Here is a 16752-nt window from a genome sequence, read left to right on the forward strand (position 1 = left end):
GTAAACACCTGCCTGTCAAGTGATTTTAATATCTTCATCTTTTGTGTATTTACATACAATTTACAAAATAACATACTCATTTACAATAATTTGAGACTTATATGGGTAACCCTATTAATTAAATTTAAGAACGTATAAAACCTATGAAATACGTCAATGGTAGTGATTTTTCGAAATGACATCTCGATAATGCCTGTCCTAGGTTTATCGAAGCACTCGAGGAGACAGAAAACAAAAAGTCATCATTATACAATGAAATTAGAACGAGTACACCATAAAAATAACCCCATTTACCATGATCGTACCTTCTTTAATTTGCTGTATAGAATACGTTTTCAAAAGGATAAAACAGGTGATGTAATATTGGGATAAGACATACTGTCAAAAATATCAGATATACTACATTGTAAATGAGGATAAGATATGGGCCAAAATTAGCACGTGATATCCTACTTTTCATACGGATTTATTTCTGTTTCTCTATGACAAAATCTGCAATTTTGGAGTTTTTTAACTAAAATCAAGATGACTGTTAAAGATGACGTAGCAAGTGTTTTTGGTAATTTCTATAGATGAAATACATAAAATTATAGATGAAATGCAAATCCTAAGGTTTTGTTAATGAAGTAGTTCCATACTAATATTACGGTTTTCACGTATCCAAAAAAACAAGATTTACCCTATCTTGTAGATAGAATAAATATGCGTCACACTAAATCATAAATTTAATAGTAATAGATACCCCATGAAATATCCATACGTAATTATAGATAACGACAAAAATATCTCTGATTTGATTCAGATTTCGCTCGAAGAAAAGACCGAGTATATCTGTACAGGAATCGCAGATAATGAGCACGATGCGTTAGATCTTATTTTAGAAAGAAGACCAAGACTTGTTTTTTTAGAGCCCGAGGTGCAGGGCATGCATGGTAATCAAACCAAATATTCGCTCATGGTCGAGTTGGCAAAATACATGCCTCGACTACCAGAATTTATTGTGATTACCAAAACTACAGAGTATGCCATCGAGGGGATTCGTAACAGGATTTTGGATTATATGCTCAAACCCTTTGGAAAACCTCAGATCAAAAGAACCTTGATGCGATTCGAGAAAGACTTTGATAATGTGGGAGATAACACTTTGTGTTTTAAATCCTATGGCGATTATCGCTTTGTAGATGTAGATGAGATCCTATATCTTAAGGCAGATAATAATACGACAGATTTTATGATGAGCGATGGTAATAAGGTGGAAGCTTTTAAAACGCTAAAACATTTTCAGGAATTATTACCCAAGCATTTTGTAAGGATACATAATAGTTATATTATTAATATTGACTATGTCTCGAGGATACATTTTGGCAAGGCAAAATGTGCCATCAAGAACTCTGATGATATGATCCCGTTTTCGAAATCGTATAAGAATAATGTCGAGGAAATAAAAGATAATCTCGCCAAGAAAAGTTTAATCTATATATAATATGTCCTCACACCTATTATATACCGACCGATAAATAGCGACTATTTATCGGTTTTTTTGTAAAAAAAAACGTACCATTGTATTACCAAATCATTATACCGTAATTTCTTACACTTCCCCCATTTCATAAAATATGGCCAACTACCCGTATACGGGGTACAACTACTTCTGGCAGGCACCAAACCACTATAAACACCCTAATTTATTGGGCGCGAGGGAATAATCCCCCTACATTTGTAGTGTACAATTAGAGATACAAAAACAGAAAAAGTAAACGATCGCTAACAGTACAAAAAGTAACTATTAAAAGTCGATTGCGCAACCGATGAACATAAGAGTAAAAACAAAAAAAGTAAGTAAAACCAAATTAAGACGTTATCTATATAATAGGTAACACAAATTCTAAACTAAAAAAATACGATTATGAAAACTATAAGAACTATATTCGCTATACTATTTTTAAGCTCATTATTCATCGCTTGTGAAGCAGACGCAACAGAAGATCAAGTAGGAATCGATTATACCGATATTTTCAGCGGAGAAGACGATGATGGTTCTAAACACGGAGGAGAAGATGACGATGGTTCTCCGCATGGAGGAGAAGATGATGATGGTATGAATATACATAGTGGAGAAGATGATGATGGAACTAATTATCCTGGAAATCCTGGAAATAATGGAAATCCTGGAAATAATGGAAATAATGGTGGTAGCTAGTGTATAAAAATCATTATAAAAAAGCAAAAACAAAAAAAGATCTTATAAAACAAGATCTTTTTTTGTTTTTGCTTTTTTGTTGCTACTTAATTATCTAAATTAGAGTAAAATTTTTCTTAATGCAACGTCTTTTTATACAGTTATTTTTTATTGGTTTTTTAATGATTAGTTGTCATAAATCAACCGATGAGGTTAAGATAAAAGAGGATGTTTTAAAATCTGATTTAATCGAATCTTATATAGAAAAAAGTAAAGATAAAACAACTTCTATTGAGGAGCGTAGAGAGTATTTAGATAAGGCCTATACGATTTATTCTACTCTAGTAAATAATTCTTTTAAGATTGAAAAACTTCTCGAAATCTCTAATGAATATTTAAATGTTAAAGATTATAATAAATATAAAAGCTTAAGTGAGAAAGCTTTGAAGCTGTCTAACGTTATTCAGGATTCTGTTAATATTGCTAAGTCCTATTTTTATTTAGGTGCTTACCACAGAACAACGGCAGAGCTAGATTCAACTATTAAAAACTTTTATAATGCAGATAAGGTTTATTTATCATTGGATAATAAAAAGTATGAACCAAAGGATTATGCCTTTGATCATGGTGATGTTTTACTATCATTGGCTCAAATACTTCGTAAAATAAAAGATTATAGTGAAAGTGAATCCAAAACGATTGCCGCTATAGAAAAATTTGAAATAGTTAAAAATGATAACTATTTACGTTTATGCTATATTAATTTGGGAATTGTTTGTAAACATTTAGAACGGTATGAGGAAGCAATTGGGTATTACTTGAAAGCAATTGAGATTGCTAAAGGAACTGATATTGAAATAGAACAGAAAGTGATTTCCTATAATAATATTGGTACTACCTATAAATCCCAAAAAAAATATGATAAGGCAAAGGAATACTTTAACAAAGCATTATCTCATAATGAATATTTAAAAATTGATCCTAGAAGAAGGGCATTATTGTTAGATAACCTAGCCTATGTTAATTTTTTGTCGAAGGATATGACTAATATCCCGAATTTGTTTTATAAAGCTTTACATATACGAGATAGCATACAACATAAATATGGATTAGCCACCAGTGCCTTACATTTGGGGGAATATTATCAATCGATAGGTAAAGATAGTATAGCTATTGGTTATGCACAACAATCTCGCGATTTAGCTTTAGAAATTCATGATAACGAGGATCTATTGCAAGCTTATCAATTATTAGCAAAGGTGTCTGATTATAAAACAGGGTTGGGATATGCCAATAAGTATATAACACTCAATGACAGTTTGATCAAAGAAGAGCGACTGTTTCGAGATAAATTTGCACGTATCAAATATGAGACAGATGAATTTAAAGAACAGAGTATACAAGTAAGCAAGGAAAACCAAATCCTCATCATTGCGATTTTGGGGTTAACGGCTATGTTTTTATTAGGGTATATTATCTTTAGACAGCAGCAAAGTAATAAAGAACTACAATTTGCGCAAACCCAGCAAGAGTCTAATGAAGAGATCTACCGCCTGCTGCTTAACCAGCAAATCAAACTAGAAGAAGGACGACAGCTAGAACAGCAACGTATGTCAGAAGAGTTACACGATGGGGTACTGGGGCGCCTGTTTGGAGTACGATTGAGTCTGGATGGGATCAACCAACGGGCGAATGACGAGTTTACCCCTTCTAGAAACAAATATATAGAAGAACTAAAATCTATAGAAAAAGAAATACGTCTCATCTCGCACGATCTGGGATCAGACACCTTACCCTCTGATGTGGCCTATATGGATGCTGTAGAAACCCTGATCAAAGACTTGTGCGGGATCCATAAACTTAAGTATGAGTTTTCTAACGACGAGAAAATCGATTGGGAAGAAATCCCAGACAATAAAAAAGTAAACTTTTTTAGGATTTTACAAGAGTCGATGCAGAATATTTTTAAGCATGCACAGGCAGAAAACATAAAAATTAATTTCGATTATGAGGATAGTAACATAAATCTTACTATTTTAGATGATGGAATCGGTTTTAAAAGTACCAAGGTCAAAAAAGGAATCGGTTTAAAGAACATTACATCAAGAGTTAGTCAGATGAGTGGGGTAGTTCAGTTTTTAAGTAACCAAGGTGCTGGTACCACTGTGTCAGTAAGTGTGCCAGTCTAATATATAACGCAAATTGAATTGCTAAAAGTAGTTACATAGGTTGTTATGAGTAATGACCAACATGTAAATGCTGTAGAACTAAACAATAATTTTTAAGATGAAGAAAAAGCTAAAAGTTCTTATGATCGATGATCACCCGATGATTATAGAAGGTTATAAGAATACCCTGTTAGGAGAAAATCAAAAAGAGTATCAAATAAAAATCGATATTGCATCCAATTGCGACGATGCTTACGAGACGATTGTAAAATCTTCAGAGACGGTTCCTTATGATATGCTTTTTATAGACATTAAACTACCACCATCATCAGATGGTACCATAACTTCTGGAGAGGATTTGGCAAAACATGCCAAAGAACTCTTACCCAAATCCAAGATTATTATCCTAACCATGCATAGAGAGGATCACAGAATCCATAACATTCTTAAAAATATAAACCCTTCTGGTTTCTTGATAAAGAGTGATCTTACCTCTGCAGAGCTATTACTGGCTTTTAATAATATCGTAAAAGGTAAAGCGTATTATAGTGCTACGGTAAACGATCATTTTAGAAAAATGATGACCAATAAATTCTCACTAGATGAGAAAAACCTAAAAATATTATACCATCTTTCTCGTGGGGTAAAAACCAAAAACTTACCCAATTATGTAAGCTTATCCCTAAGTGCGATCGAGAAAAGAAAAAATCAAATCAAAGAGATGTTTTCTATTGCCAAAGCAGACGACCAAATGCTGCTCGAAGAAGCTCGTAAAAGAGGTTTTATATAATAGCTTAGAAAGAAAAGAATTACTTATTTTTATAAGTTCGTTTATAAAAATGCCAGACTTGCAAAATTAAAGGAAAATCTGCCTTCCTCGATTTTGTAGCTCTGGCATATTTTGTTGGTAAAGTTGTATTAACCTAAGTTTCTAATTACTATTAAATATTTGATAAAAAGCGTCGATTCGAGTAATTTTTCGTAGTGAAATGGAGAAAAATTGTATCGAGAATAGCTTTTAGCACCAAAATACTATTCATCCTGAGCCTGTCGAAGTTGCCTGCCCTGAGCCTGTCGAAGGGTTGGCGATGAAAAAAAGAAAAGGAAAAATAAGTACACATAAGAGTATTACTGAAAAAAATATAGGTAATAACATGCCAGACTTGCAAAATTAAAGGAAAATCTGCCTTCCTCGATTTTGTAGCTCTGGCATATTTTGTTGGTAAAGACGTTGTATTAACCTGAGTTTCTAATTACTATTAAGTATTTGATAAAAAGCGTCGATTCGAGTAATTTTTCGTAGTGAAATGGAGAAAAATTGTATCGAGAATAGCTTTTAACACCAAAATACTATTCATCCGGATCTTGTCTAAGTTACCTGCCCTGAGCCTGTCAAAGGGTTGGCAAAAAAATAAACGAAAGAATGGGATAACCATATTTCAAAAAGAGTTAGTAAATGGTTTCCTTTAGGGGGATAACTACGTTAAATTTACGGTTTTTTACTAGTATAAAAAATACAGTTGATTTGCATTTTGGCTATAAAATATGCATGAAATTACCCGGTTTAAAATGTAAAAAGTAACATTTAGTAACTTATTAGGGCATTTTGTTACCTGCTTATTACTGCTTTTACATTTCTATTTACGGGGAATATATCACTTTTTAAAAACCGTTGTATTGCCAGGGTTTTATAGGTCTGGTGTTGTGGTTTTAACCTATTGTTTATAAGGTGTTTAGGTGTTTTTTGTACAAAACTTAGGAAAGTTTAAAATTCTCTTTTTTGTTGTAGAATAACATCTAAGTATTTATTGCTGATATTCAGATAATTATAGTGTTGTGCGGAAAAACCATAACTATTTTGATGATTTTAAGTATTTGACTATCAAAGTTTTATGCATACATTTATATTGTTAAAGAAAGTATAATGCCATACTTGCTTTTTAGAAAAAAAGTAAGTACAAAAGAATACAGTAAACATTTTATTTCATGCCCCTAGTTGTCAAGATGTATTTTATAACGATCTATATACAATACTAATAGTGCCCAAAATCAAATTTGTACTATAAAAATTTATACAAAAGTATAGATACATAGGACTATAAATTATAAAAGACAAACTTATGAATGAAATTACCCTGGTAATAAACTTATTCACATTGGCGATTTTCTTTTCGCTTCTTTTACCCCAAAATCAAATACAATATTTTGTAAATACTCATACGATTTCTTTTTCTAGAAACTATAGATATATAGCAGTGTGTATTAAAAAAATAGAGAATAGTATTAGAATAAAAAGGGCTGTACTATGGCAATCATCTTCTAATACCACCTAATGTATAGGTAGAAATACTATAAAAATAGATAAAATCACAAGTAAAAAACAACCCTGAAATTGCACACTTTTGGCGAGCTAACAATGACAGGGTCTGAATAACGATCAATTTAAATAAAATCAACCATTATGAAGTTTAATTCTTTTACTTCACACAATGCAGGAAAATCATCTTTTTTGACAGATGACACAGCGTATAATTTGTCGAAAAAGGTGAGAGGTAAATATAGGTATAATATTAGAATAGAGATAGGTATTATACTCCTTTTATTAGGACTGTATTTTTTTATGGCCTATTCTTTTCTTCAAATGTCTTCTGGTCTTTTATTACTCTCTGATAAAAGCGATCAGATAAAATATCATAAACAATTCATCTATCCCGACAATACCAGTGACCAAACTATTGTCGATAAGATAATAGTTGTTGTTGATAAAGAGGTGTTTATCGATGTGAAGAGCAATGCCTCTATAGTAAAAGAGACCTTACATGATGTGCCATCAAGACCAGAGTTATCTGTGTTTCTGAAATCAGTTTTTGCTACCACAAGATTATCCCAAAAGAATACTCAAACCATCATATCATAATAACTTATGAAAATTTTTACTAAACTTTCGTTTCCGAAAACACCCAATAATTTAGCAACAGTAAAGAGTTATATGATGATATGGCTCCTGGTATTAATATTGGGGTTACAAAAAAATTATAGTCAGGCAACAGTTCCGTTTAATTGTCCGAGTGTTTTTTATCAGACCATAAATGGAGATTTGAGACCCTATAACCCAGCCGATGGGACTTATGGTGATGCTATTAGCACCCTGCCTGTATATAACGCAGGAGGATACAATATCGCAGATGATTATTTGTACGCCATAGTCGAAGATACTGGGCATTTAATAAGGGTTGATAGTAATGGTGATTTTGATGATTTAGGGGTGCTGGATGACACAAGCACCACATATATTGCAGGCGATGTCGATGATAATGATGATCTCTATCTTAGGGATGGCAGAGGATTACGTAGAATTGATAATCTATCAACGCTTCCGGCAAATGCAGCAGCTACAATTACGACTACGTTTTTAGGGAATGCTTTTTGGAACAATAACCCAGGAGCCATGTCTGCATTAGATATTGCTTTTATTAATGATGCTTTTTATGGAGTAGACGGAACCGATCTTTATATTTGGAATTTAACTACCCAGGATAGAAGTATTGTACCCATTACGGGACTAGCGAGTATTCCTATAGATAATTTTGGGGCCGTATATGCAGATAGTAGTGACCGTTTTTATATTTCTAATAATAATAGCGGATTGTATCTGATAGAAGATTATACCACAAATGCACCATCTGCTACATATTTATCAAGTACACAGAATGTAACCCGTAACGACGGGTTTTCTTGTGCTGCGGCTGCATCTTCTATTGATCAGGATGTAGATGATTTATTAGATCCTTTTGATTTAGACCTTGATGGCGATGGGATCACCAATATCGATGAATCACCATCAGATCCTTTTGACGATGCAGACAATGATTTGATATATGCCTACCTGGATGATGATGAATCAACAGGAGTAATTGGAAATATCGATGGACTAGTCGAATCGGCTTTTGATACCGATGGCGATGGGATTCCTGATTTCTTTGACCTTGATAGTGATAACGATGGTATTTATGATGTGGTAGAAGCAGGGCATGGATTACCCAGTACAAACGGTGTAATAGATGGGCAAACAACAGGATCGGGAACGAATGGATTGTTTGATGCTATAGAAAATCCTGTAGATTCTGGAACAATCAATTATACGATAACAGATACGGCTACAGGAGGAGCGTTGGATTTTCAAACAACCGATGCCGATGCAGATGGCTGTAGTGATGCCAATGAGGCATATAACGATGCCAATGCCGATGGAGGCGACGGGGGAGTGTACAACCCTGGTAATACAGCTACAGAACCCTTATCGCTAAGTGCAGGAACAATTCATCCCAATGGTACTGTAGTAGCTGCAGCCTATAATACGGGAGCAGTAGCCGCTGTAACCGATAATGGAGATGATGCTGCCTGCGCAACGAACGCTGATCCGATAATAACAAATAACGGTAGTGCTGCTACAAATACAGTTGGGTTCGACGCAGGAGGAACAGGTACAGTAATCGATATGGATGCTACTGATACCAATGGAGATGTAGAAGGTACGGGTGATGGAGATCAACTAGACTGGTCGTTGACAGGAGGGGCAGATCAGGCATCATTTTCTATAGATGATGCTGGGATACTTACTTTTAATACTCCTCCCACCTTAGGAATCTATGTAGTAGAAATAACAGTAACAGATAGTTCTGGAGGTACAGATGTACAAACCCTTACCGTAACGATTTCTTCTCTAACACCTTTTACGTGTGAAAGTAATTTCTATCAAATCATAGCGGGAGAATTAAAGACGTATGATCCAATATCAGGAGAATATTCAGACCCAATTGCAACTACAGATCTATATAATGCGGCTGGGTATAATAGAATTGATGATTATGCCTATGCTATAGGAAAAGGAGGAAATTCAAGCCCGATCAACAAACATTTGATACGAATAGGAGGTGATGGAGCTATAGAAGATCTTGGGGAAATCTCTGGATTTACCGCGGGGGGGATTTCAGGAGATGTAGATGACAATGATAATTTATGGATCAATATAGGAGATGAGTATCATAAAATAGAAAACTTATCAACGCTTGCCGCTGGCGGTGCTCCACCATTGGTTACTGTTACTTTTACAGCTATAGGAGGTGGTGCACCACCAACGGCAAAAGTAAATGATGTGGTATTTATTAATGACAAATTATATGGGGTTGATGACAGTGATAATCTTTATATCGTTGATTTAACCACCAATGAAATTGGCCTTGTGCCTGGTTTAGGAGTACCAACGTCTACTACGGTAGGATATGGTGCTGCTTTTACCGATGCAGAAAATAGATTGTATGTGTCCTTTAATGATGGAGGATTGTATTTAATCAACAATTATACTACAGCAACCCCTTCAGGGCAATTATTAAATAGTACAGTACAAACCACCAGTAATGATGGATTTGCATGTCCTCTGACACCTTCTTCTATCGACGATGATAATGATATCGCTTTAGACCCGTTAGATTTGGATGTAGATGGAGATGGAATACCCAATACCGATGAGTCACCTTCTAACCCTTATGCAGATTTGGATGCAGATGGGGTTTTTGCCTATTTGGATGATGATGAATCAACAGGGGTGATTGGAAACATGGATGGACTCATCGAATCGGCTTTCGATACTGATGGTGATGGGGTACCCGACTTTTTTGATTTAGATAGTGATAATGATGGTATTTATGATGTAGTAGAAGCGGGTCATGGACAACCACATACAGATGGTAGAATTACAGGACAAGATACAGGATCAGGAGCCAATGGACTTTTTGATGCCCTTGAAGATAATGATACCGCTACGGCTTCGATCAATTATATACTAACCAACACCGATACTTCACCAGTTCCGGATACCGCAGATTTTCAAACTACTGATGCAGATGGGGATGGGTGTAGTGATGCCAATGAAGCATATAATGATCCCAATGCAGATGGTGGTGATGGAGGAATATATAACCCGGGAAATTCATCTGTTGAGCCATTAACTCTTGCTGCAGGAACTATAAATGTAGATGGAGTGGTGGTTGCAGCGGCTTATACAGATCCTGTGGATCAGGACATAAGCGGAACCGATGATTATCAGCAAGTAGGAGGACCAGATGGTGATTCTGATGGGATTTTGGATGCTTGTGATACCATATTTAATGATGTAGATGGAGATGGTGTAGGTGATGCAGTAGATCTGGATAATGATAATGATGGTATTTTGGATAGCGAAGAATGTAATGGTACTTTACAACCTGGAACATTTACAGTGGTTGACGATGGAAATATTGATGGTAATGAATCAGGAGGTATTACCTTGCCATCTGGAGCTGCAGCAACCTGGAATATTACACACACCTTTAATAATGGTCAGCTAGAACAATATGCACTTTCTACAAATAACGAATTATACTTTTATTATGGAAATGTTGCGCCTCCCAATGATTGGGATTTAACTTCAGCAAGTTTTTCTATATCAGCTGGAACTGCAGATGTTCAATTAGCACTTTATGGTTATGTGGATGCAGATACTCAGTTACCAGATCCACCGGGAGCAGACTTTAAATCTCGTTTTGGAACATATACCATAAGCTGGGTAGGAGGAACAGGAGATGCCATGATTAATGATCCTGCAAATCAAACAAATCAGACAAATGGAACTACAATTGCTAGCGGAGGAAGCTTTACCCAAACAGGAACTATTGATAATAACTTGTTACAATGGAATGTAATTTTTCCTGTTGGGGCCACTTCTTTTACCATTTCTGCAACAGGTGGCGGTGCAGCAGAAGGGTTTAGGTTTACAGTATTAGAAAATATATGTGTAGATACCGATAATGACGGGATACTTGATATTTTAGATATTGATAGTGATAATGACGGTATTTATGATGTCGTAGAAGCAGGAGGTACGGCAAGTACAACTTCGGGACAAGAAGGGCGAGCAGATGATAATGATGATAATACAGACAATACAGCAAGTAATGGTATTCCTACTTCTGTAGGAGTTGGACTTACTCCAACAGAAACAACATCAGGAACCCCTGATCATATTAATCTTGATAGTGATAATGATGGATGTAGTGATGCCAATGAAGCATATAATGATCCCAATGTAGATGGTGGTGATGGAGGAGTATATAACCCTAACAATGCAGCAGCAGAACCATTAACTTTATCTGCAGGTACTGTGAATACCGATGGAACCGTAGTTGTAGCAGCCTATGATACAGGTACAGTCGCTGCAGTAACTAATGATACCATAGCGACAAGTTGTGACGATGGGGATGGTATTGATGCAGCAATCGAAGATGCAGGACCTAATGGCGGGGATGGAAATAATGATGGGATACCTGATTCTCTTCAGTCTAATGTAGCCTCTATTCTTGATGCTTCAGGAAATGGAACCTATGTCACCTTAGAGGTAACTGGAGATTGCGCTCAAATCTCTTCAATGTCTGCTGTATTAGAATCTGATCTGGCTGCACAAGACGACTCATATGATTATCCTGTAGGATTAATAGATTTTACGTTAAATTGTATTAACCCAGGTGATTCTGCTAGAATTACATTTTTTTGGCATGGTATATCGAGTATAGGCTTTTTTAGAAAATATGGAGCAGAAGTACCAGGAAACCTTACTAATATTTTTCAAGGGTTTACAGCTACTTCAGAAATTGAAACTATCAATACTATAAGTGTTCCTAAAACAACTTACGAACTTACAGATGGAGCTGTTGGAGATGATACCGTTGTGGATAGCCAGATTATTGATCCCGTAGGACCAGCAACACAGGATTCTGAAAGTGATATGGTAAATGATGCGGTAGACTTAGACGATGATAATGATGGTATTTTAGATAGTATCGAATGCGGTGTAATTTCAAATGTTATAACGAGTGGTGTTTTTCCTACTTCTGGTGGTAACACAGATATAGTTCCTAATTGGATCGTAGGTGGAGATTATACAACAGTACCTGGTTCTCCTTGGAATTCCTCTTTAGGAAGAGTTCATCTAAATACCGACGGATTAGAGTTTAGAAGGGATGGGGCTACCACAACTACTTTAACACAAAGCCTTTCAGGATTAAACACAGGGTCTAGTACAATAGAAATAACCGATATGTATTGGGTAAAAACCCTTCCTGGTGATGGAGATGCTACTACCATTAGTATTCTGAATATTTCATTTGATGGAGTTACTTATGCTATTATAAATACAACTACAGGTCAAACTCCAACTATTTCAGCACAAAATGGAGCCAGCGTTAGTATCACAGTTTTACCTACTATCACTGCAGGAGGAGGGGCTTATACCCAGTCTGCAAAAACAGATTTGAGTATAATTTTACCGGGAGGTATTTCGACTTCGGGGGATTTAGAGTTTAGTTTTATTTCTGGTTCTAACCCTACAGAAGCTAGGGATATAGGTATGGCTTCAGTAGCATTTAATATTTGTCCAGATTTTGATGGTGATAGTATTCCGGATTACTTAGATTTAGACAGTGATAACGATGGGATTTATGATGTAGTAGAAGCGGGAGGTACCCCAAGTACTGCTGCAGGACAAGAAGGTAGGGCAGATGACGATGATGATAATGCAGATAATACAGCAACCACGGGTATCCCGACCAGTGCAGGGGCAGGAACCACCCCAACAGAAACAACAACAGGTATTTCTGATCATTTAAATCTGGATAGTGATGCCGATGGCTGTAGTGATGCTAATGAAGCATATAACGATCCTAATGCCGATGGTGGGGATACAGGAATATTTGGTAACGATGCTGCAGTAATAGTAAATGGCGATGGGCTTGTTGGAGGAGCAACGTATCCCGATCCGGCCGATACCAATACCAATACGACCGATGATTATCAGGAAGTAGGCCCCGATGGCGATAGTGATGGGATAGCAGATACTTGTGATCCAACCTTTGATGATGCCGATAATGATGGGGTGGGAGATACCGTAGATTTAGATGATGATAATGATGGTATTTTGGATAGCATTGAAGAAAGATGCGATCAACCCACGGTTGCAAATCCAACTACGGGAACGGGGACTTTTCAGGATCAACTTTATATATTCAATTGGGATGGAGTTGATTTTGCAGATGGGTTACAGTCGGGAGATAGTCAAACTTTTAACTTACCAGATGGCTTAACAATCACAGCAACATTTACCAATGTTACTTTGACTGCAGAGCCTGGAGTGACTATAAATACCGCAGATTTTGAAACGTGGACAGGTGCATTTTTAAAAGATCTATATAATACTCCCGGAGGGCAGGAAAGCTTTTATAGTAGTGTGTCAGTGACACCAACGCCAACAATTATGGATATTACGGTATCTTTTACGGCTACCAAAAATGGGCAACCTTTTCCATTAGATGTATTGGCATTAGATAGTGAAAGTACAAACTCTGTTGGAGGTGAAACCTGGTCAGTTACTACAAACGGAGGTAATTGGCAACTATTAGAAGTATCGGCAACAGGAGGAGTATGGACAGGTGTAGGTACTTCGACAGTTACCACAACGGATACCGAAGGATCGGGTGGTAATACCATATTCTATTCAAAAGGAACAACAGAATTAAATTATATGATAAATGCTCCAAATGGTTCACAACAAGCATTTGCTATAGGATTATATTTAATATGCGATACAGATAATGATAGTGTACCTAACTATTTGGATTTAGACAGTGACAATGATGGTATCTATGATGTGGTTGAAGCAGGAGGTACGCCAAGTACTGCTGCAGGACAAGAAGGAAGGGCAGATGATGATGATGATAATGCCGATAATACGGCAAGCACAGGTATCCCAACCAGTGCAGGGGCTGGTACTACTCCAACAGAAACGACAACAGGTACACCAGATTATCTAAGTCTGGATAGTGATATCGATGGGTGTAGTGATGCCAATGAGGCATATGATGATATAAATGCTGATGGTGGGGATACCGGGGTATATGGTACCGATCCAACAAACCCTTCTGCTATTGTAGATGCCAACGGTCTTGTTGGTGCAGCAAGTTATCCCGATCCGGCAGACACCAATACCAATACGACAGACGATTACCAGGAAGCAGGCCCCGATAGTGATGGTGATGGCTTACAAGATGCTTGTGATCCAATCTTTGATGATGTCGATAATGATGGGGTGGGAGACGGCGTAGATTTGGATAATGATAATGATGGTATTTTAGATACCGTAGAATGTAATGCAACGGTAGAATTCAGCGATGCAGGTCGTACTTTTAATCTGGATGGAGCAACAGAAACAATAAGTCAAAGTATAAGTAATGTTAATCCATATGGTTTAGGAAATACAATAACTATCGGAAGAATAAGGGCAAGGGATGGATCTCCCAGTGTAAGTTCAGACTATCTTGAGGTAACGGTTAGTTATGCAGGTGTTGAATACGCAAGTTTTCAAACGTTAGATGGAGAAACACCTAACTCGACTACTACAAACTCAAGAGCGCAAATAGAATATTCGAATGGTGCTTTCGGTAATTTAGATAGCATACCCTATGGTATTAATTATGTGGGTATTTCTTTTGCGTCTTGGGAAATATATCTTCCAAATTCAATACCAGATTCAGGTGTATTCGAGATTCAAGTAGATATGTCAGATAAAGATGGTTTAAATGACGGAGTAGATGATACTCAAATTCTGGATATACTAATAGATACCTGCCGGGATTTTGATAGTGATTTAGTGCCTGATTACTTGGATTTAGACAGTGATAATGACGGTATTTATGATGTAGTAGAAGCAGGAGGTACCCCAAGTACGACTTCTGGGCAAGAAGGTAGGGCAGATGATGATGATGATAATGCCGATAATACGGCAACTACGGGTATCCCAACCAGTGCAGGAGCAGGAACCACTCCAACAGAAACAACAACAGGTACATCAGATTTTCTAAATCTGGATAGTGATGCAGACGGGTGTAGTGATGCTAATGAAGCATATAACGATATAAACGCCGATGGAGGGGATACAGGAGTATATGGTACAGATCCAGCTGATCCTACTACGATTATACAGCCAGATGGCACGGTAAGTGCAGCGAGCTATCCAGATCCTGCAGATACCAATATTAATACTACCGATGATTATCAAGAAGCAGGACCTGATGGTGATGGCGATGGGATTACTAATGCGTGCGATGCTACATTCAACGATGTTGATGGTGATGGTGTGGGCGATGCGGTAGATTTAGATAATGATAATGACGGAATTCCTGATACTATAGAATGTGGTACGTTAACCGAAATTATTATTGATTGGGGAACTTTAGGCTTAACCGCTGCTACGGTTGGCTCGCCAGGAGGGCAAACGTTTACGGATATAGGTACTACACTTGGAATTACGGAACTGGTCGGGGTTAATATGACAGTAGAATTTACAGATGATGGTACAGGAGCACCCGTTTTCTCCGGAAATGGAGGGTCTATTGGAGGAGGACCACCAAATTCTGGTATTAATTTATATACTAGGGATGGTACAATAACAGTTACACTTACAGCTCCTTATTTTGTTAAATTCTTAAATGGTAGCAGTAGATTGTTTACTGGAGAAAGTATACTATTCGAACCTGCTAATTCTGGTAGTATTTTTGGAGATATGACACCAGTAACTGGAGGAGCTACTCTGGCAGATATTATACTTACAGATGATAGTATATTAAACCCATTATTCTCTCCATTTTTAGACACAACAGATCCAATAGGATGGGAAACTAATACGGCTATTTTAACTGGATCTATGGAATCAGATGGTGGAAATGGTTCGAATTTTCAATTTTCATTACAGTATTATATGAATAATTGTGATGTTGATGGTGATGGTATTACTAATAATTTGGATTTAGATAGTGATAATGATGGTATTTCAGATATTATTGAAGCTGGAGGGGTAGATGGAGATGGAGATGGGGAAATGGATTATCCAACTCCTGGAGATCCTAGTTCAATGACAGATTTGGATAATGATGGATTAGAAGATAGTGTCGATGATACAGGAGGAGCAGTAACTAGTGGTACACCATTAACTATACCCAATACCGATACCACAGGTAATCCAGATTATTTGGATATCGATGCCGATGATGATGGTATCCCAGATAATGTAGAAGCGCAGACCACCACAGGCTATGTACCTCCATTAGGAACCGATAATGATAATGATGGTATTGATGATGCCTATGATGGAGATGATCAGGCAACTGTTGGAATAGGTGGAGGAATAGGAACAGCTGTCGTTCCAGAAAACACAGACGGTACCGATACCGCCGATTATATAGATACCGATACCGACAACGATGGTATCAATGATATTATAGAGAATGGTGATACGGATAACGTTGCCAGTGGTACCGATAC

7 protein-coding genes are annotated in these 16752 nt (G+C 36.8%); all 7 read left to right on the forward strand.

All coding sequences use genetic code 11. From position 1 onward, the window contains the following. Positions 1-745 precede the first annotated feature (745 nt). Complete coding sequence (locus ABW636_RS22180; RefSeq protein ID WP_367592288.1) at positions 746-1483, forward strand: LytR/AlgR family response regulator transcription factor; 738 nt, start codon at positions 746-748, stop codon at positions 1481-1483. A 423-nt stretch (positions 1484-1906) separates the two neighbouring features. Beyond that, entirely contained in the window at positions 1907-2200 is a 294-nt protein-coding gene (locus ABW636_RS22185) for a hypothetical protein (protein WP_367592289.1), read from the forward strand. Positions 2201-2319: 119 nt separating this feature from the next. Further along, the gene (locus tag ABW636_RS22190) at positions 2320-4368 is read left to right on the forward strand and encodes a tetratricopeptide repeat-containing sensor histidine kinase (protein ID WP_367592290.1); all 2049 of its coding nucleotides are present in this window, start codon (positions 2320-2322) and stop codon (positions 4366-4368) included. 97 nt (positions 4369-4465) lie between these two features. Continuing rightward, the gene (locus ABW636_RS22195) at positions 4466-5137 is read left to right on the forward strand and encodes a response regulator (RefSeq protein WP_367592291.1); all 672 of its coding nucleotides are present in this window, start codon (positions 4466-4468) and stop codon (positions 5135-5137) included. 1330 nt (positions 5138-6467) lie between these two features. Continuing rightward, positions 6468-6680, forward strand: a complete 213-nt coding sequence (locus ABW636_RS22200; RefSeq protein WP_367592292.1) for a hypothetical protein — start codon at positions 6468-6470, stop codon at positions 6678-6680. A 128-nt stretch (positions 6681-6808) separates the two neighbouring features. Further along, positions 6809-7264: a hypothetical protein gene (locus ABW636_RS22205; RefSeq protein ID WP_367592293.1), complete on the forward strand. Its 456-nt coding sequence runs from the start codon at positions 6809-6811 to the stop codon at positions 7262-7264. Between the two features lie 6 nt (positions 7265-7270). Beyond that, a partial coding sequence (locus ABW636_RS22210; RefSeq protein ID WP_367592294.1) for a beta strand repeat-containing protein occupies positions 7271-16752 on the forward strand: 9482 nt, incomplete at its 3' end.

It is taken from the genome of Aquimarina discodermiae (genome assembly GCF_040786235.1).
GTDB lineage: Bacteria > Bacteroidota > Bacteroidia > Flavobacteriales > Flavobacteriaceae > Aquimarina.

What these genes read in the sequence shown, in the direction of transcription:
- ABW636_RS22180 (WP_367592288.1), top strand. Translation starts at nt 746, where the DNA reads ATGAAATATCCATACGTAATTATAGATAACGACAAAAATATCTCTGAT.
- ABW636_RS22195 (WP_367592291.1), top strand. Translation starts at nt 4,466, where the DNA reads ATGAAGAAAAAGCTAAAAGTTCTTATGATCGATGATCACCCGATGATT.
- ABW636_RS22185 (WP_367592289.1), top strand. Translation starts at nt 1,907, where the DNA reads ATGAAAACTATAAGAACTATATTCGCTATACTATTTTTAAGCTCATTA.
- ABW636_RS22200 (WP_367592292.1), top strand. Translation starts at nt 6,468, where the DNA reads ATGAATGAAATTACCCTGGTAATAAACTTATTCACATTGGCGATTTTC.
- ABW636_RS22205 (WP_367592293.1), top strand. Translation starts at nt 6,809, where the DNA reads ATGAAGTTTAATTCTTTTACTTCACACAATGCAGGAAAATCATCTTTT.
- ABW636_RS22190 (WP_367592290.1), top strand. Translation starts at nt 2,320, where the DNA reads ATGCAACGTCTTTTTATACAGTTATTTTTTATTGGTTTTTTAATGATT.